Source organism: Arthrobacter sp. U41 (genome assembly GCF_001750145.1).
Taxonomy (GTDB): domain Bacteria; phylum Actinomycetota; class Actinomycetes; order Actinomycetales; family Micrococcaceae; genus Arthrobacter.
The window spans coordinates 4,172,805-4,191,716 of the sequence record NZ_CP015732.1 but is presented as its reverse complement, the minus strand read 5'-3'; the positions used below and the strand labels follow the sequence as shown (position 1 = coordinate 4,191,716).

The window sequence follows — 18,912 nt, the reverse complement described above, 5'->3', positions numbered from 1 at the left end:
CTTGGTTATCGTCTGGCTCCAGGGAACTTTACCTTCACAGTTTCCCACGCGGACCGCACGGCGTCATGCTCTGGGGAATCCGCCCCGAAAAGCTCCCTGGCGGAGGCGGCAGTGGCCTTGGCGAATGCCCCGAACGTGGCCGTCGGGACCAGCGTGCCGCCCGTCAGCGTCTCGTACCAGATCCGGCCCGGAGCGTCCCACGCGTTGCCGCCGAGCTCGGTGGCAACCAGGAAGAACGCCCGGTTGGGGATCCCGGAGTTGATGTGCACCCCACCGTTGTCCGCGCTCGTGTGCACGTAGCTGTCCATGGAGTCCGGCTGCGGGTCCTTGCCGAGCACGTCGTCGTCGTACGCGGTCCCCGGAGCCTGCAGGGAGCGCAACGCGGTCCCCTGGACCTGATCCGTGAAGAGGCCCTCGCCGATCAGCCAGCTGGCCTCCGCCGCCGACTGCTGCCGGACATACTGTTCAACGAGCGCCCCAAAGACATCGGACATCGATTCGTTCAGCGCCCCGGCCTGGTTGCGGTAGACCAGCCCTGCGGAGTACTGGGTGACGCCGTGGGCGAGTTCGTGGCCGATGACGCTCAACGACTTCGTGAACCGCTGGAACACCTGGCCGTCGCCGTCGCCGAAAACCATCTGCCGGCCGTCCCAGAATGCGTTGTCGTACAGGCGGCCGTAGTGGACCGTGGCCTCGAGGTGGAGGCCGTTGCCGTCGATCGAGTTCCGGTCGAAGGCGTCGGCGTAGAGGCGGTGGGTGTGTCCCAGCCCGTCATAGGCTTCGTCGGCGGCGGGATCGCCGGTGGGCGGTTCCCCTTCTTTGCGGACCACGCTGCCGGGGAGCTGCTCGGCGAATTTGGCGTCGTAGACCGTCCGTTCCGGCGGGGCCGGCCGGGGCTCCCGCATTCCCGGATGGCTGCCGGGCCCGGGCACGGCGCGGGACGCCTGGAAGCTCGGGACGTGGTGCAGGGCTTCCTTCGCCGCGCGGGCGGCGTCGGAGAGCTCCGGTTCGCGCTGGGCCGCCAGGCGGCGGAGCATGTACGGAGGAATGATGGAACAGTGCATGTGAGACCCCTTAGTACTTCGGCGGGATCCCGTGGTGGCGGTGCGGCAGCCGGCACCCAGTCCAGCCACCCGGCCGCCGGAACCCCGCTGCCGATGCAGACAGCCTACGAGCGGGCACCGACAATTGGCAGGGTGGCGCGCCTCCCACTTTCCGGTGTGGTCCGCAGTTCCGGCCCGGACTTAAAATCAGGCATGGAAAAGTTAAGGTATTCGGTGACGATCGACGCCCCCGTGCGGGACGTGTGGACCACCATGCTGAACGATGCCACGTACCGGGAGTGGACCAGCGTGTTCAACAGCGATTCCTACTACGAGGGCAACTGGAGCCAGGGCAGCGAAATCCGGTTCCTCGGGCCCGACGGCGACGGTTCCGTGGCCGGGATGATCGCCACGGTCGAGGAGAACAGACCGCACGAGTTGATTTCCCTGCGCTATATCGGGCAGGTCGTTAACGGCGAGGACGACACCACGAGCGAGGCCGCGAAGGCCTTTATGGGCGCCCATGAGAAGTACGCCTTCAGCGCCGCCGGCGGGGTGACGACAGTGGACGTGGAGCTCGACAGTGAGGAGGAATTCGTCGCCATGTTCGACGAAGCGTGGCGCTGGCGCTGGCGAAGCTCAAGGAGATCGTGGAGGCCCGGAGCTGAGCCGGCCGGAAGATCCTTCCCGGTCTCTCACCGGGAGCGCGGGTCAAGGACGAACTGCTGCATCATGGTCCACCAATTCGTCGTGGTCCAGTAGATCAGGACGCCGATGGGGAAGATGATGCCACCAATGCCGAAGACGATGGGCAAGGCGTAGAGCACCGCTTTCTGCTGCCGCAGAAACGGGCCCGCCATGGACTCCGCGGATGCACTCGTGGCCATGATGTGCTTCTGGGTGATGAACTGTGCCGCCGTCATGGCAAGGATCATCACGATCGAGAGCAGCCACACCGCGACCGCGTTGCCGCTGCCCGGGGTGCCGTGAAGCAGCGAGGCGGACAGCGCGGCGCCAAAGATGCTCGACTTCTCGAACTGGACCACCTGTTCGTGGCTCATGGCGCCGATGCCCGTACCGCTGGTGGCCGCCGTCGTAATGCCGGACAGCACGGTGAAGAGCGCCAGGAAGAACGGCACTTGGATCAGCATCGGAAGGCAGGCTGAGAACGGGTTGGTGCCGTGCTTCTTGTAGAGGGCCATCTGCTCCTGTGCCATGGCCTGCCGTGAGAGCGGGTCCGTATTGCCCCTGTACTTGTCCTCCAGCTTCTTCAACTCCGGCTGCAACAGCCGCATGCGGCGCTGGGCCTTGATTTGCTTCAGGGATACCGGGATCAAGGCGGCGCGGATGACCAGGACGAGCCCGATGATGGACAGGGTCCACGTCCAGCCGCTGGCCGCCGGCATACCGAGGGCGCTCAGGCCGTCATGGAGTCCCACCATGACGGCCGACACCAGCCACTGGAACGGAAACAGCAGCGCTGCACCGAAGTCCATGCGTTGCCCCCATTCGAACGGCCGCGGCGCGGCCGTTAACCCTGCACCCTGTCAGCCAACACGAAAGAACCCCCAGAATCCAGTGGATCCTAGGGGTTCTTGTGTCTGTGCCCTCGATTGGAATCGAACCAACGACCTTCTGCTCCGGAGGCAGACGCTCTATCCCCTGAGCTACGAGGGCAGTCAGGGTTCCTGCCGTTACCGGCGGGACGTCCTAGAGCTTAGCAGGAAGGTGGGCTCGAAGGGAAAATCGGCGCGCTCAGTAGCCCGCAAAGGAGTCCACGAGGATCCTCCGGGCCCCGGCCCGGCGGGCGGCGGCGCGGAGGGAACGGACACTCGCGGGGGAGCCCGAGACATAGACAACCCTGCCCGCGATGTCGGGGACGAGCTCCCTCAGCGAGGCGCCGTCGATCCGGGCGGCGCCCGCATCGCGCATAAACGCCGGCGGCGCGGAGCCGTCGGCAAGCCGGGCGATGACCCGGGCGCCGGAGCGTTCGAGTTCCCCGGTGTAGGCGAGTTCGCTGGCGTTCCTGGCCAGGTACAGCAGGACCACGTCCCGCTCCCCGGCGGAGCCGCCGGACAGCTGGGCCAGATACGGGGTAATGCCGATGCCGGCCGCTATCAGCAGCAGCGGGACCTCCGGTTTCCGCGGCAGGACAAAATCCCCGCCCACGGTGGTGGCCGTCAGTTCGTCGCCGGGCTCCAGGGCCAGGAGCGACCGCTTTGCCGTGGACAACGGCTCGGCCGTACCCACCCCGACCGTGAGCTCCGTCGAGTCCGGGGGGCTGGTCAGGCTGAACACCCGCCTGCGGCCTTTGCGGTCCGCCTTCGCATGCGGCAGGTTCAGTTCGATGTACTGGCCCGGGGTGAAGCGGAGCGGGCGTTCCGGCTGGAAGCTGAACTCCGTCGTCGTCGGGGTCAAGGGGCGGGAGCCCCGGAAGCGGAGCTGAATGCGGCCGCGCTGACCGGTGAGAAAGGCGAGCGCGTTTCCCACCAGCAGTGCCAGTTCTGGGGAGTTGGCGAGAAAGCCCAGGTTGTAGGGGAGGGCGAACAGCAGTCCGACGACGGCGGCCAGCGCCAGCTGCTGCCACCGGCGCGGCGGGAGGGTGAGCGGCTCGGTCAGCATAAAGCCGACGAAGAACAGCACGGGGCGCTGGGCGAGGGCCTGCCACAGCGCCCCGCCCGCTCCCATGCCGGTGCGCAGCAGCTCCACGGCCACCAGGGACACCGCCACCACCGTGAACACGGCCGCCATCAGCAGCTTCCGCAGCCGGTAGAGCACCAGCAGGACCCCGGGCAGCACCAGCCAGAGCATGGCGGGGGTGGCAGCCCACCAGGTGGCGATGTTGAGGCCGGTCAGCCCGGTGATGAAAGCGCCAGCCGCCGCCGGATTGAAAATGTGGCGACCGCGCCAGGCCAGGGCGTACTTGGACGCCGATGCGAGGACGCAGGCGAGGGCGACGCCGGCCAGGTCCAGATACTGCAGTCCGGTGGCCGAGAATTGCGTCGGCCAGAAGAGGAAGTAGAGCAGCAGGCCGGTGATCAGGGACGACTCAGAATGCGCAGGCACGTGGAACGCGGCCGCGAGCGCCCGGTTGGAGCCGTAGGTCAGGCCGAGGCAGAGTGCCAGGTGGGCGATCATCTCCGGGCCCCCGAACGTCAGCCAGCCCAGCATGTTCAGCAACAGGCTGTAGCCGGCCAGCACGGTCAGTACCCAGAGGACCAGCCGGTACATCGTGAACCGGCCCAGTATCGTGTCCAGCCGCGAACTGAACGGAGTGGAGATGGTGGCGGTCATGAGAAAAGCACCCCTTCAAAATCAGCTGAATACTCCGCGTGGCCGTCCGAGTGGACGGCGAGCCACGAACAATCGAACTCTTCCCGCAGGCGGGGTCCCTCGACGAAGAACAGGGCAGTTGCCAGCGCGTCGGCCACCACGGCCGTCGGTGCCATCGCCCAGCCGGCGACGACGGTGCGGACGGGTGCGCCCGTGGTGCCGTCCAGCACGTGGTGCAGCCCGTCGCCCCAGGCGCGCCGGTTGGCGGCGGAAGCGCAGAGTGCCCCGGCGCCGAGGCTGACGATTCCAATGGCCCGGGCGGGATCATAGGGATGCTCCAGGCCCACGTCCACCGGAGTGGGTCCGGCGTTGACCAGGTCGCCGCTCGCGTCGATGAAGTGCTCTCCGACGCCGCCGGCGCGCAGTCCGGCGGACAACAGGTCGGCCAGCTGTCCCTTTCCGGCAGCCCCGACGTCGATCACGACGGGGGCCCGGGTGGTGAGCACCGTGCCCTGCCAGTCCAGCACCTCCTCCCAGGGCGGAGCTGGCAGCGGCGGGCCGCCCGGACGCAGGGAGTAGCTTGCGTCATAGCCGAGTTGTTCCAGGCTGCCGCCGATCAGCGGAGTCATGGCTCCGCCGCTGAGCCGGTACAGGGTCTTGTAGAGCGGGCCGAGGGTGGAGGCCCCGGCCGGGAACACGTAGCGTCCAGGGCGCCGCGCGGCTTCTGCGACCAGGGAGTCGGACCGGAACCGGGACCAGGCGGCGTCATAGTCCGCCACGGTTGCGAGCAGCCCGCTGCGGAGCGCGCCGGACAGCGGGGACGGGGTTGAGATCTCCCAACGGGTACCGATTCCGTCGAAGCTGAAATCCGTCCAGCCCGGATGCGGCACGGTTCCTCCTGCTGGCTACTAGCCGGTTATGACGTGCTGTTATGCCCGTGCCTCGGACTTGATCTTTTCCACGGCCTGGTTGAAGCCGCCGCTGGTCAGCGAAGAGCCGGCTACCTTTGAGACTTTGATCTCATCGAGCTTCTTTCCGGCGATCTGGGCCTTGATGCCGCCGGCAAATTCCCCCTGGAACTTCTTGGTGTTGGGGTTGGAGGGGTGCGGGGTGATCTGGACATCCGACACGGCGCCCCCGGTGAGCGTCAGGGTCACGCCCACCGTCTCGTTGCCGTTGGGCGAGACATAGTTGCCGTCGGCGCTGAAGGTGCCGTCCTGATAGGTGGCGCTGCCTGCGGCTGACGGTGCGCTGCCGGTTCCCTGGCTGCCCGAAGCCTGAGGCGCGCAGCCGGCCAGGGACAGGCCGGCGATGCCGACGACGACGCTTTTCCGGAAGGTGGTGTTCATGCAGCGGCTCCATTCTCTGGCGACGATGGGATGGGCAGTGGCGGGAGGCTGCGGGCCGGCACTGGCGGCCCGCAGTGCATACTCCGATCACGACGTTGAAATCAGCGTAATGGTTCACGCTGTGAGCCGGCTGTCACGACGGGCGCCAAATTCCGCCACACTGCGGGCCACCGGTAGGCTGGAACTGTGACCCCTGAAGAACTCTCCCTCGCCATATCCGCCTGCCTGCAGGACGCCGTCGCCGCCGGTGAAATCGGGCTTACCGCATCCGACGTCCCGGGTGAGGTGCGTGTTGAGCGTCCGAAGAACCGGGACCACGGCGACTGGGCCACCAGCATCGCCCTGCAGCTTGCCAAGAAAGCGGGCACCAACCCCCGGGAGTTCGCCTCGGTCCTGAGCGCCCGGCTGAAGTCCATCGACGGGGTGTCCGCCGTCGACATCGCCGGACCGGGGTTCCTGAATATCACCGTTGATGCTGCCGCCGCCGGCGCCCTAGCCAAGGCCATCGTCGAAGCGGGGTCCGGATACGGCACCAACACTGCGCTCGCAGGCCACACCGTCAACATGGAGTTCGTCTCCGCGAATCCCACCGGTCCGCTGCATATCGGCCACACCCGCTGGGCCGCCCTGGGTGACGCAATCGCCCGGGTCCTGCGGGCCTCCGGCGCGGACGTCACCGCCGAGTACTACATCAACGACGCCGGGTCGCAGATGAACGTCTTTGCCCACTCCGTGCTCTCCCGGCTGCACGGCCGCGGTGTGCCCGAGGGCGGGTACCCGGGCGAATACATCGCCGATCTGGGCCACGAGGTGCTGACCCAGCACCCGGACATTCGCGAACTGACCGATGTCGCCGCCTTGCCGGTGATCCGCGGCGCGGCGTACAAGGCCCAGCTCCACGACATCAAGCGCACCCTCGCCGAGTTCGGCGTCGAATTCGATGTCTACTTCTCCGAGCAGGAGCTCCACGATGCCGGCGCGATCGAGGACGCTGTCGCGCGGCTCCGGGAACAGGGCCACGTTTACGACGACGGCGGCGCGGTCTGGCTGCGCACCACGGACTTCGGCGACGACAAGGACCGCGTGATGATCCGCGCCAACGGCGAGCCGACCTACTTCGCCGCCGATGCGGCCTACTACCTGTCCAAAAAAGACCGTGGCTACACCGAGAAGATCTACCTGCTCGGCGCCGACCATCACGGCTACATCAACCGGCTCAAGGCCATCGCCGCCGCCGCCGGGGACGACCCCGAGGTCAACATCGAGGTCCTGATCGGCCAGCTGGTCTCCGTCAACGGCGCGAAGCTTTCCAAACGCGCCGGCAACATCATCGAGCTCAAGGACCTCATCTCCTGGCTGGGCAAGGACGCCGTCCGCTACTCGCTGGCGCGGTTCCCGGCCGATTCGCCGCTGACCCTTGACCCGGAGCTGCTGAAAAAGCACAGCAACGAAAACCCGGTGTTCTACGTCCAGTACGCGCACGCCCGGTCCCGCGGCACCGCCCGCAATGCCGTCGCCGCCGGGGTGGAGCGCCACGTGGACGGCAAAGACATCTTCGAGGCCTCCCTGCTGGAGCACGCGACCGAGAATGAGCTGCTCTCCCACCTTGGCAGCTACCCCTCGGTCGTGGCCCGGGCAGCCGAACTGCGGGAGCCGCACCGCGTGGCCCGCCACCTCGAACTCATCGCCGGCGCCTACCACCGCTGGTATGACTCCTGCCGCGTTGCACCGCAGGGCGAGGAGCCGATTACCGATCTCAACCGCACCCGGCTGTGGCTCAACGACGCCACCAGCCAGGTGCTGGCCAACGGACTGGAACTGCTGGGCGTCTCGGCGCCGGAACGGATGTAACCGCCATGACCACCAACCCGTCCACCGCCGCCTCCCCGCTCGCGCCCGAGTGGCTCCAGGTCCCCGCGGACCTCAACGCCCTGCACGAGCCGTTGTGGGCCGGCGGGGTCGCCAGGAACGACGCCGGTGAACTCGCCATTGACGGCATCCCCGTCAGCGAGCTCCAGCGCCAGTTCGGCACACCCCTGTTCGTGATGAGCGAGAACGACTTCCGGGCCCGGGCCCGTGCCTTTTCCGACGCCTTCAACGACGCCTTCGCCGACATCTGCGGGGGAGTCGATGTGTACTACGCCGGGAAGTCATTCCTGTGCACCGCAGTGGTCCGCTGGGTCGAGGAAGAGGGACTGCGCCTGGACACGGCCTCCGGCGGGGAACTCGCCGTCGCCGCCCGCGCCGGGATCCCCGGCGCCGACGTCGCGCTTCACGGCAATAACAAGTCCGACGGCGAGATCCACCGTGCGCTGGACATGAAGCTCGGGCGGATCGTGGTGGACAGCCTCGCCGAGCTCGAACGCGTCGCCAAGATCGCCGAGTACCGCGGGGAAACCGCCAAGGTCATGCTTCGGCTGACCCCGGGGGTGCACGCCCACACCCACGAATTCATCGCCACGGCCCACGAGGACCAGAAGTTCGGGCTCTCCATGGCCGGGGATTCCACCGAGCAGGCCGGACTCTCCGCGGCCGAAGAGGCCGTGGCCGCGGCTGCGGGCCACCCCGGCATCGAACTGCTGGGCCTGCACTGCCACATCGGCTCGCAGATTTTCGAACCGGACGGCTTCGCCCTCGCGGCGCAGAAGCTGCTGGACTTCCTCGCCGCGATGCAGTCCAAGTACTCGATCGTGCTCCCGGAACTCGACCTCGGCGGCGGCTACGGCATCGCGTACACGCCCGTGGACACCCCGCGCCCCGCTGCCGAGATCGCCCAGGCGATGGCCGCCGTCGTCCGGACCAAATGCGCCGAGCTGGGGATCTCCGCCCCGCGGATTTCGATCGAACCGGGCCGCGCGATCGTCGGAAGCACCACCTTCACGCTCTACGAAGTGGGCACCCTGAAGACGGTCCGGGTCGATGCCCCGGCTGCCGGCGGCGGAGTTTCCGGCGTTCCCGCCGGCCCTGCCGGACCCGGCGGGAACGTTACGTACCCGCGCCGGTATGTGTCGGTGGACGGCGGGATGAGCGACAACCCGCGCCCGGTGCTGTACGACGCGGATTACTCGGCCATTCTGGCCTCACGGACGTCGGACGCGGCCCCGCAGCTGTCCCGCGTCGTGGGCAAACATTGCGAGAGCGGCGACATAGTTGTTAGAGATGTATATCTGCCCGAGGACGTGGCAGCCGGTGATCTGCTCGCTGTACCGGGGACCGGCGCCTACTGCTGGGCCCTGTCTAGCAACTACAACTATCTGGCCCGGCCGGGCGTTGTCGCTGTGCGCGACGGATCTGCCCGGCTCATTGTCCGCGGGGAAACCGAAGAAGATCTGCTCAACCGCGACATGGGAGTCTGAATGACCGAATTGCGAACCCTGAAAGTAGCCCTGCTGGGCTGTGGCAACGTTGGGGCCCAGGTTGCGCGGATTCTCCTTGACGACGCCGACATGCTGGCATCGCGCGCCGGTGCCCGCCTGAAGCTGGTCGGCATCGCAGTGCGCAATCTCGACGCCCCCCGGGAGGTCGAACTGCCCCGCGGGCTGTTCACCACCGACGCCGAGACCCTGGTCAAGGACGCCGACCTGGTGATCGAACTGATGGGCGGGATCGAACCGGCCCGGACCCTGATCCTGACCGCGATGCAGAACGGCGCCTGTGTTGTCACCGGCAACAAGGCACTCGTTGCCAAGGACGGCCCGACTCTCCATGAGGAAGCGGACAAAGCCGGTGTGCAGCTCTCCTACGAAGCCGCGGTCGCCGGTGCCATCCCCATTCTGCGGCCCATCCGTGACAGCCTCTCCGGTGACCGGATCACCCGGGTGCTCGGCATCGTCAACGGAACCACCAACTTCATCCTGGACCAGATGGATTCCACCGGCGCGCAGTTCTCCGACGCGCTGGCCCAGGCGCAGCGCCTGGGCTACGCGGAAGCCGACCCCACCGCCGACGTCGAGGGCTACGACGCCGCCTCCAAGGCCGCGATCCTTGCCTCGCTCTCCTTCCACACCCGTTTCTCCCTCGATGACGTGTACTGCGAAGGCATCAGCTCCGTCACCGCCGCGGACATCGCAGCGGCAAAGGACGCCGGATTTGTCATCAAGCTGCTGGCAATCGCCGAGAAGCTGACTGCCGCAGGCATGGAAACAGGCACAAAAACAGGCATGGAAACAGGCACAAAAACAGGCACGGATACGGACGCCAACGGGGATATCGGGGTCTCCGTCCGCGTGCACCCCACGCTGCTGCCGCGCGAACACCCGCTGGCCGCTGTCCACGGCGCGTTCAACGCCGTCTTTATCGAAGCCGAAAACGCCGGCGAACTGATGTTCTACGGCCAGGGCGCCGGCGGAAAGCCGACCGCGTCCGCCGTGATGGGCGACCTCGTCTCCGCCGCCCGCAGCATCGTCCTCGGCGGCCCGGGCCGCGCCGAGACCACAACGGGACAGGTCGTTGCGCTGCCCATCACCGCCGCGGTGACCAGCTACTACATCGGCCTCGACGTCGCGGACCAGCCCGGTGTGCTGGCAAAGATTGCCCAGCTCTTCGCCGAGCACGGCGTCTCCATTGAAATCATGCGGCAGACCATCCACCGCGATGCGGATTCCAACATCGAATCTGCAGAGCTCCGGATCGTTACCCACCGCGCAAGCGAGGCTGCACTTGCGGCCACCGTCGAGGCCGTCAAGGGCCTGGACGTCATCAATTCCGTTACATCCGTACTGCGGGTAGAAGGAGTCTAAGTGGCTCACCAATGGCGCGGCGTTATCCGCGAATACGCCGAACGCCTGCCCGTCACCGAGGCGACGCAGGTAATCACCCTCGGGGAGGGCGGCACCCCGCTCGTTCACGCGCAGCAGCTCTCCGCGCTCACCGGCAGCGATGTCTACCTCAAGGTCGAGGGCATGAACCCGACGGGCTCCTTCAAGGACCGCGGCATGACCATGGCCATGACGGCCGCGGTGGCCGCCGGCGCCAAGGCCGTGGTGTGTGCCTCCACCGGCAACACCTCAGCGTCCGCCGCCGCGTACGCCACGGCGGCCGGGCTGAAGTGCGTGGTCCTCGTGCCCGAGGGAAAGATCTCGATGGGCAAGCTCAGCCAGGCGATCGCGCACGGCGCAACCCTGCTGCAGGTCGACGGCAACTTCGATGACTGCCTCGACATTGCCCGCAAGCTGGGGGAGTCCTACCCGGTGTTCCTGGTCAACTCGGTCAACCCGGCCCGGATCGAGGGCCAGAAGACCGGCGCCTTCGAAGTGGTCGACTGGCTCGGAGACGCACCCGACTTCCACGTGCTCCCGGTCGGCAACGCCGGTAACATCACCGCGTACTGGAAGGGCTACAAGGAATACTGCGCGCCGTTCGAGTCCGCCACGGCCGGCACACTGGCCGCAGTCTCCACCAGGACCCCGGTCATGTGGGGCTTCCAGGCAGCCGGCGCGGCACCGTTCGTCGCAGGCCACCCGATCATGGAGCCCGACACGATCGCGACCGCCATCCGGATCGGCAACCCCGCGTCCTGGGACAGCGCCATCGCCGCGCGGGATGAATCAGGCGGCCTGATTGAGGCCGTGACCGACGAGGAAATCCTGTCCGCCCACCGCTGGCTGTCCGCCCGCGAAGGCGTCTTCGTCGAACCGGGCTCCGCTGCCGGTGTCGCCGGCCTGATCAAGAAGCACGCGGCAGGCGAAGTGCCGGCCGGCAAGACCATCGTCATCACCGTCACCGGCCATGGCCTCAAGGACCCGCAGTGGGCGCTCCGCACCGAGGATGGCAGCGAAGTGGAGCCCGTGAAGGTCTCGAACGACGTGGTCACCGTGGCCACAGCCCTGGGACTGGAAGAAAAATAACCGTGGAAACCACCCTCACCATCCCGGCCGAGTCCGCCGCCGACACGCCGGCGGTTCCGGCCGGGCAGCTCGTGACGGTCCGTGTACCGGCCACGAGCGCGAACCTCGGCCCCGGGTATGACAGCCTCGGCCTGGCGCTGACGCTGTTCGACACCCTGACGGTGGAAACCCTGGACAGCGGGGCGCTGGAATTTGAGCTCAGCGGTGAAGGGGCCGAATCCCTGCCCCGCGACGCCAGCCACCTGGTCGTCAAAGCCATCACTGAGGCCCTGCACCGCCTCGGCTTCCGGCACGCGGGCCTGAGAATCACGGCAGACAACGTCAATCCGCACGGCCGCGGCCTGGGCTCCTCGGCCTGCGCCGTGGTTGCCGCCGTGACCGCCGCCAATGCCCTGGTACCGGAAGCGTCCCGCCGGGGCAAGGACTGGGTCCTGCAGCTCACGAGCGAGATGGAAGGCCACCCCGACAACGTCGCACCGGCGATTTTCGGCGGACTGGCGCTGTCCTGGCAGGACAGTGACCAGTACAGCAGCACCTGCGCCGCGGTTGCCTCCGCGGTTATCCCCGTGGTTGCCGTGCCGGACTTTGAGCTGTCCACCGAAGTCGCGCGGGCGTTGCTGCCCGCCTCGGTGGGCCACCACGCCGCGGCGATGAATTCGGGGCGTGCGGCCCTGCTGATCCTCGCCATGACGCAGAAGCCGGAACTGCTGCTTGCCGGCACCGAGGATTACCTGCATCAGAGCTACCGCGCCGAAGCGATGCGGCCCAGCGCGGACCTCATCGCCGCCCTGCGGCGGGCAGGCTTTGCCGCCGTCGTCTCGGGGGCCGGCCCCACCGTGCTGGTCCTTGCCAATGGGGAAGCGCAGGCCGGGGCCGCCGTCGAGTTCATCGGCGCCTTCACCTCGGGCAACACGCCGGACGTGGGCTGGCGTGTGATGAAGCTGGCCGTGGACGTTGAAGGTGCTAAAGTGGAAGTGCACCGGCGGTAATCACGCAGGCGGTAATTTAGTTACTGTTCAAAAGACCGCGATGTTGGCCCAGTTGCCTCTCTCATCTTTCACTGCGCAATATTTTCCGGTGCCACCTGCTTTTGGTCTGTCGCAGGAATCCGCAGAATTAATCTCTGCACCCCTGAAAAGTCAGCCCGCCGTTCCATTTCTTCCGGAACGCGCCAGGTGAAGCAATATCCGGCCGTGCTGGCCAATATCCATCCGGCAAGGCCGAAATCCCGGCTGCAGATCTGAACTGCAGCCCAGATCAAATCATCGCGTCCAGCTCCTAGTCTGGACGCCGTCGAGGGGGAAGGATCCTTCGTGACCGAAACCACTGAGCTGTCTTCAGCTGTGGAAACATCATCTTCTGCTGCCGGATCGTCAACGGCAGCACCCGCCAAGAGCAGCGGCCTTGCCGGCCTCAAGCTCGCACAGCTCCAGGCTCTTGCCAGCCAGCTGGGGATTTCCGGCGGTTCCCGGATGCGGAAGGGCGATCTCGTGTCGGCCATTTCCGCCCACCGCGCCGGCACTCCCGTGAGCAAGGCTCCGGCCCGCGCCGCTGAAAAGGCGACCGACAACGGTTCCGTCTCCCGGGCCGCGGCTCCGGCCGCCGCACCCGCTGCCGCCACCGAGGCCGAAGCCCCGGCACAGGAAAACCCGCGTGCCCGTGGCCGTGGCCGCAGCCGCCGCGCCGGCAGCGACGGGGTCATCACAACCCCCGCAGCCGAGGCCCCGGCCGCAGCCGCTCCTGCAGCGGAGGCTCCTGTTGCTCCCGCCGAGGCCGGCGCAGTGCAGTCCGGGACGGACGCCGGCGAACGCACCCGCCAGCCCCGCACCCGCAACCGCCGCCGCGGCGAAGCTGCCGAGCAGTCCGGAGGACAGGGCTCAGTGCAGACTTCGGGCCAGGGTGCAGCCCAGGCCGCAGCAGTTGTCGAGGCCCCGGCCGAGCAGCCTTCCGGCGAGCAGCGCCAGGCCGACCGCACCGAACAGCGTACGGAACAGCGTTCCGAACAGCGCCAGGCCGACCGCACCGAACAGCGTACGGAACAGCGTTCCGAACAGCGCCAGGCCGAACAGGGCAGCGAAGACGGCCAGCGCCGTGAGAGCACCCGCACCCGCGGCGGCCGCGACGAGTCTGCAGGGGCCCGCGAGAGCACCGCCACCCGCGAGAGCAACCGCGACAACGACGACAGTGACGGCGGCAGCCGCCGGAACCGCCGCAACCGGCGTGACCGCAACGACCGCAACGACCGTCCCGAACGCTCCGGGGGGCAGGACAGCCGCGACAACACCTCGCGCAACGACCGCTTCCGCGACCGCAACGACCGCCGTCGGGGACGCGTCCAGGGACCGGACGTCGACGACGTCGAGGTCACCGAGGACGACGTCCTGCTGCCTGTCGCCGGCATCCTGGACGTGCTGGAGAACTACGCGTTCATCCGCACCTCCGGCTACCTGCCGGGCCCGAACGACGTCTACGTGTCCCTCGCCCAGGTCAAGAAGTACAACCTGCGCAAGGGCGACGCCGTCGTCGGAGCCATCCGCGCACCGCGTGAAGGCGAAGACCGCAGCCAGCTGACCGCCCGCCAGAAGTTCAACGCCCTGGTCCGGGTCACCTCCGTCAACGGCAAAACCCCCGAGGAACTCAAGGACCGCGTCGAATTCGCGAAGCTCGTCCCGCTGTATCCCTCCGAGCGCCTGCGCCTTGAGACGGACCCCAAGAAGATCGGTCCCCGCGTCATCGACCTGGTTGCCCCGATCGGCAAGGGCCAGCGCGGCCTGATCGTTTCGCCGCCGAAGGCCGGCAAGACGCTCATCCTGCAGTCCATCGCCAACGCCATCACCATTAACAATCCTGAGGTCCACCTCATGATGGTGCTCGTTGACGAACGCCCTGAAGAAGTCACGGACATGCAGCGCACCGTCAAGGGCGAGGTCATCGCCTCCACCTTCGACCGTCCCGCCGACGACCACACGACCGTGGCCGAACTGTCCATCGAGCGTGCGAAGCGCCTCGTGGAAATGGGCATGGACGTTGTGGTTCTCCTCGACTCGATGACCCGCCTGGGCCGCGCCTACAACCTGGCGGCACCGGCTTCCGGCCGCATCCTCTCCGGTGGTGTCGACTCGGCAGCGCTGTACCCGCCGAAGCGCTTCTTCGGTGCAGCCCGCAACATCGAAAACGGTGGCTCACTGACCATCCTGGCAACGGCTCTCGTCGAGACCGGCTCCAAGATGGATGAGGTCATCTTCGAGGAGTTCAAGGGAACCGGCAACATGGAACTGCGCCTGTCCCGCCAGCTCGCGGACAAGCGCATCTTCCCGGCCGTGGACGTCAACGCGTCCGGTACGCGCCGTGAGGAAAACCTGCTGTCCCCTGAGGAAGTCAAGATCATGTGGAAGCTGCGCCGCGTCCTGTCCGGACTCGAAACGCAGCAGAGCCTTGAGCTGCTGACCAACAAGATCCGGGAGACCCAGAGCAACGTCGAGTTCCTTATGCAGGTGCAGAAGACGACGCTTGGTGCGAAGTCCGATAACGACAAGTAGCGACGCTTAACCGCTCGGACATGGGCGGCCCTCCCCGGGCCGCCCATGTCACGGGCGGTTGTTGCGTTAACCGGTTCCTCCGCTTCAAGAAGCAACGCGGGGTCACCTAGCGCCCATCAGGGCCCCTGGAACGGGCGGTAAGTGACCCCGCGTTGCAGTTACTAGACTTGAGAGAGTCGAAAGAGGTTTTGAAAATGTTTGAGTCCGTACAGGGCCTGTTGGATGAGCATGACGCCATCCAGGCACAGCTTGGGGATCCTGCTGTTTATGCTGACCAGAAGCTGGCCCGGAAGTTGGGGCGGCGCTCGGCCCAGCTGAACGGCATTGTCGAGGCGTACCACGCCTGGCACGCCATCCAGGATGACCTTGCGGCTGCCAAGGAAATGGCAGGGGAGGACCCGGAGTTTGCCGCTGAGGTGCCCGAGCTGGAGGCTGCGCTGGAAACGGCGGCGGCCAAGCTGCGCCGGCTCCTGATCCCGCGCGACCCGGACGACGCCCGCAACGTGATCCTCGAGGTCAAGGGCGGCGAAGGCGGCGACGAGGCTGCCCTGTTCGCGGCCGACCTGCTGCGGATGTACACCCGGTACGCGGAGTCCCGCGGCTGGAAGACCGAGATGATTTCCGCCAACGAATCGGACCTCGGCGGCTACAAGGATGTCCAGGTGGCCATCAAGGGCAACTCGAACGATCCGGCCGAGGGCGTTTACGCGCGGCTCAAGTTCGAAGGCGGCGTGCACCGCGTGCAGCGCGTTCCCGTGACGGAATCCCAGGGCCGCATCCACACTTCCGCAGCCGGCGTGCTGGTGCTTCCGGAAGTGGACGAGCCCGAAGAACTCGAAATCAACCAGAACGACCTCAAGATTGACGTCTACCGTTCCTCCGGACCGGGCGGCCAGTCCGTGAACACCACCGACTCCGCCGTCCGGATCACCCACCTTCCCACCGGCATCGTGGTGGCCATGCAGAACGAGAAGTCGCAGCTGCAGAACCGTGAAGCCGGCATGCGGGTCCTCCGCGCCCGCATCCTGGCGCACCAGCAGGAGCAGATCGACGCCGAGAACTCGGCCCAGCGCAAGTCCCAGATCCGCACGATGGACCGCTCGGAGCGCATCCGGACGTACAACTACCCGGAAAACCGGATCGCTGACCACCGCACCGGGTACAAGGCCTACAACCTGGACCAGGTCATGAACGGCGACCTGGAGCCGGTGATCCAGTCGGCCATCGAGATGGACGAACAGGCCCGCCTCGACGCCATCGGCGACTAGTCCGGCCCCGCAACGTGATGACAGAAGGCACCGGGCCAAGCCTCGCGGACGCGGTCCGCGAGGCCACCGCCGTCCTGGCCGCCGCCGGCGTCCCCAGCCCGCGGGTCGACGCCGAACTTCTCGCCGAGCACCTGCTCGGCGTCGGGCTCGGCCGGCTCCGCGCCCTGATGCTCGGCGACACCCCGGCCCCGGACGGTTACCAGGACCTCGTCGCCGATCGGGCCCGGCGCGTACCGCTGCAGCACATCACCGGCGTCGCGCACTTCCGCCACCTGGAACTGGCGGTCGGGCCGGGGGTGTTCATTCCCCGCCCGGAAACTGAATCCGTGGTCCAGTTGGTGATCGACCGGCTGCAGGGCATGGCGCATCCCAAGGTCGTGGATCTTGGCACCGGTTCCGGGGCCATCGCCGGCTCAATCGCGCACGAGGTTCCCGGCTCCGACGTCTACGCCGTCGAGTTCAGCGAGTTTGCCCACGCCTGGGCCGCCCGGAACCTGCTGCCCCTCGGCGTGCACCTGATCCGTGGCGATCTGCGCGATGCCCTGCCGGAGCACAACGGTTCGTTCGACGTCGTGGTCTCCAACCCGCCGTACATCCCCGCCGAGGCGGTCCCCAACGAACCCGAAGTGGCACTGCACGATCCTCCCGAGGCACTGTACGGCGGGGGAGCGGACGGAATGGAACTTCCGACGGCGGCTGCTGCCTCCGCGGCCAGGCTGCTGGTGCCCGGCGGCTACTTCGTGATGGAACACGCCGAAATCCAGGCCGGCTGGATTGCCGGGATGCTGGAGCGCTCCGGGCGGTGGACCGCTGTGACCACCCATCGCGACCTCAACGGCAGGGACCGGGCCACCAGTGCCGTCCTCGCCGACCCGGCTGCCCTTCGGTAACCAGGGCAACGCACGAAGTGATGAAAGAATAGGCCAGTGACGACTAGCTACGATTGCACGGCAGCTGAGCAACGCGCTGCAGGACTCGAACACGCCCAGCGGGCCATCCGGGAGCACAAGTGCGTGGTCTTCCCCACGGACACCGTGTACGGGATCGCCGCCGATGCGTTCTCCCCCCTCGCGGTGACCTTGCTGCTGGCGTCCAAAGGCCGCAGCCGCAGGATGCCCCCGCCCGTCCTGATCCCCAGGCTCAATGCCCTCGATGGCCTCGCCACGGACGTTCCGCCCGAGGCGCGGCGTCTTGCCGAGGCGTTCTGGCCCGGCGGACTCACCCTGATCCTGCACGCCCAGCCGTCCCTTGACTGGGATCTCGGCGAAACCAAGGGCACCGTTGCCTTGCGGATCCCGGCAGACGACGTCGCCCAGGACCTGCTGACGCTGACCGGGCCGCTGGCCGTCTCCTCGGCGAACCGCACGGGCCAGGCCGCGGCGCAGACCGCCGCCGCCGCCGAAGCCCAGCTGGCAGAGTCGGTGGAGGTCTACCTTGAAGGCGGGCCGCGCCCGGCCGAGGGTGCCGACGCGCTGCCGTCCACCATTGTTGATGCCACCGCCGTGCCGCTGCGGGTGGTCCGCCAGGGCGCCATCAGCCTGGAGCGGCTCCGCGAGGTCGTCCCGGGTGTGCTGGGCCTCGGCGAGGAGCCGTCCGCCCCCGGGACCCCCGAAACGACCGCAGCCACCGAAACCACCGCCGCCCCTTCAGGCACCGCCGACGATTCACCGAGGAACTGACATGCAGCCCAAAGTCGCCGTCGCGGCCGTAACCTTTGACCGCCCTGAGGAACTCACCCTCCTGCTCAAGGGGCTGGCCGAACAGACCGCCCCGATCCACTCGATCGCGCTGGTGGACTCGGGCACCGTCCCGGCGACCGGGATCGTCAACGCCGGCGGGGACAACATCAACTACCTGCGCTCGGAGGCGAACCTCGGCGGTGCCGGGGGATTCGCCTACGCGATCCTGGCCGCCATGGCCAGCGGCGCGGAGTGGATCTGGATGATGGACGATGACGGCCACCCCGAGGATGCGAGCTGCCTGGCCGAGCTGCTCAAGACCGCCAAGGAGCACCAGCTCGATATCGTGAGCCCGCTCGTCGCCGCCACGGCCGATCCCAACCGGCTCTCGTTCAACTTCCGGATCAACGGCCTGCTGACCAACGACCGCTCCCGGCTGGCTCCGATGGGGTACCTTCCGGACATGGTGCACTTCTTCAACGGCGCCCTGATCCGCACGGAGGTCTTCTACAAAATCGGAATCCCCGACGTGAAGTTCTTTATCCGCGGCGATGAGGTGGACTTCCTCTCACGGGTCAAGAAGGCCGGCCTTAAATACGGCACCCTGGCCACCGTCGCCGTCCAGCACCCCGCCACCTGGACCGAAATGAAGCCGGTCTTCGGAGGCTTCATCACCCCGGTCATTCCTGAGGGCGACTTCAAGCGGTACTGCTACTTCCGCAACCGCGGCTACCTTACCCGGAAGTACCGGAACCTGCGCTGGTTCGGCGCGGACATTGTCGGATTTCCGTACTACTTCCTGAAGACCGGCGACCTTAAGGGCCTCGCGCACTGGTTCCGGGCCTACTCCACGGGCTTCCGCGGAAAGGGCTTCGGCTCGCCCGCCCAACTGATGTCCGCCAACAGCTAGGCCGG

16 protein-coding genes and 1 tRNA gene are annotated in these 18,912 nt (G+C 67.3%); 11 read left to right on the top strand and 6 right to left on the bottom strand.

Going from position 1 to position 18,912, the window contains the following annotated elements; translation table 11 throughout:
• Positions 1 to 5: 5 nt before the first annotated feature.
• On the bottom strand, positions 6 to 1,064 hold the full coding sequence (locus tag ASPU41_RS19115; protein WP_069952250.1) for a M4 family metallopeptidase: 1,059 nt from the start codon (positions 1,062 to 1,064) through the stop codon (positions 6 to 8).
• 192 nt (positions 1,065 to 1,256) lie between these two features.
• Here ASPU41_RS19115 and ASPU41_RS19110 point away from each other — a divergent pair, with 192 nt between their 5' ends.
• Positions 1,257 to 1,805 carry an SRPBCC family protein gene (locus ASPU41_RS19110; protein ID WP_157357065.1) on the top strand — a complete coding sequence of 183 codons (549 nt, stop codon included), beginning with the start codon at positions 1,257 to 1,259 and terminating at the stop codon, positions 1,803 to 1,805.
• Here the strand turns inward: ASPU41_RS19110 and yidC are convergent.
• From yidC to ASPU41_RS19085, 5 genes are all read right to left on the bottom strand, one after another.
• On the bottom strand, positions 1,739 to 2,539 hold the full coding sequence (gene yidC, locus ASPU41_RS19105; protein WP_069952249.1) for a membrane protein insertase YidC: 801 nt from the start codon (positions 2,537 to 2,539) through the stop codon (positions 1,739 to 1,741). The genes ASPU41_RS19110 and yidC overlap by 67 nt on opposite strands.
• Positions 2,540 to 2,647: 108 nt before the next feature.
• Positions 2,648 to 2,720: transfer RNA gene (locus ASPU41_RS19100), tRNA-Arg, on the bottom strand.
• 78 nt (positions 2,721 to 2,798) lie between these two features.
• Positions 2,799 to 4,337, bottom strand: a complete 1,539-nt coding sequence (locus tag ASPU41_RS19095) for an FAD-dependent oxidoreductase (protein ID WP_069952248.1) — start codon at positions 4,335 to 4,337, stop codon at positions 2,799 to 2,801.
• A complete protein-coding gene (locus ASPU41_RS19090; protein ID WP_069952247.1) occupies positions 4,334 to 5,206 on the bottom strand; it encodes an FAD:protein FMN transferase in 873 nt (290 codons plus the stop codon). The genes ASPU41_RS19095 and ASPU41_RS19090 overlap by 4 nt, the downstream gene beginning before the upstream one ends.
• Before the next feature lie 39 nt (positions 5,207 to 5,245).
• Positions 5,246 to 5,665, bottom strand: coding sequence for an FMN-binding protein (locus ASPU41_RS19085; RefSeq protein WP_069952246.1), 420 nt, complete (start codon positions 5,663 to 5,665; stop codon positions 5,246 to 5,248).
• 186 nt (positions 5,666 to 5,851) lie between these two features.
• Between ASPU41_RS19085 and argS the strand changes: the two genes are divergently transcribed.
• From argS to ASPU41_RS19035, 10 genes are all read left to right on the top strand, one after another.
• On the top strand, positions 5,852 to 7,516 hold the full coding sequence (gene argS / locus ASPU41_RS19080; protein ID WP_069952245.1) for an arginine--tRNA ligase: 1,665 nt from the start codon (positions 5,852 to 5,854) through the stop codon (positions 7,514 to 7,516).
• 5 nt (positions 7,517 to 7,521) lie between these two features.
• Complete coding sequence (gene lysA, locus ASPU41_RS19075; RefSeq protein WP_069952244.1) at positions 7,522 to 9,021, top strand: diaminopimelate decarboxylase; 1,500 nt, start codon at positions 7,522 to 7,524, stop codon at positions 9,019 to 9,021.
• Complete coding sequence (locus tag ASPU41_RS19070) at positions 9,022 to 10,404, top strand: homoserine dehydrogenase (RefSeq protein ID WP_069952243.1); 1,383 nt, start codon at positions 9,022 to 9,024, stop codon at positions 10,402 to 10,404.
• Entirely contained in the window at positions 10,405 to 11,511 is a 1,107-nt protein-coding gene (gene thrC / locus ASPU41_RS19065; protein ID WP_069952242.1) for a threonine synthase, read from the top strand. It begins immediately after the preceding gene.
• A gap of 2 nt (positions 11,512 to 11,513) precedes the next feature.
• Positions 11,514 to 12,500 (top strand): homoserine kinase, encoded by a 987-nt coding sequence (gene thrB, locus ASPU41_RS19060; RefSeq protein WP_197515712.1) that lies wholly within the window; start codon positions 11,514 to 11,516, stop codon positions 12,498 to 12,500.
• Positions 12,501 to 12,824: 324 nt separating this feature from the next.
• The gene (gene rho / locus ASPU41_RS19055) at positions 12,825 to 15,050 is read left to right on the top strand and encodes a transcription termination factor Rho (RefSeq protein WP_069952241.1); all 2,226 of its coding nucleotides are present in this window, start codon (positions 12,825 to 12,827) and stop codon (positions 15,048 to 15,050) included.
• Positions 15,051 to 15,244: 194 nt separating this feature from the next.
• Complete coding sequence (gene prfA / locus ASPU41_RS19050; protein WP_069952240.1) at positions 15,245 to 16,318, top strand: peptide chain release factor 1; 1,074 nt, start codon at positions 15,245 to 15,247, stop codon at positions 16,316 to 16,318.
• Positions 16,319 to 16,335: 17 nt separating this feature from the next.
• A complete protein-coding gene (prmC, locus tag ASPU41_RS19045; RefSeq protein ID WP_069952239.1) occupies positions 16,336 to 17,208 on the top strand; it encodes a peptide chain release factor N(5)-glutamine methyltransferase in 873 nt (290 codons plus the stop codon).
• A 36-nt stretch (positions 17,209 to 17,244) separates the two neighbouring features.
• Positions 17,245 to 17,997: an L-threonylcarbamoyladenylate synthase gene (locus ASPU41_RS19040; RefSeq protein ID WP_083266624.1), complete on the top strand. Its 753-nt coding sequence runs from the start codon at positions 17,245 to 17,247 to the stop codon at positions 17,995 to 17,997.
• A 1-nt stretch (position 17,998) separates the two neighbouring features.
• Complete coding sequence (locus tag ASPU41_RS19035) at positions 17,999 to 18,907, top strand: glycosyltransferase (protein WP_069952238.1); 909 nt, start codon at positions 17,999 to 18,001, stop codon at positions 18,905 to 18,907.
• Positions 18,908 to 18,912: the final 5 nt, after the last annotated feature.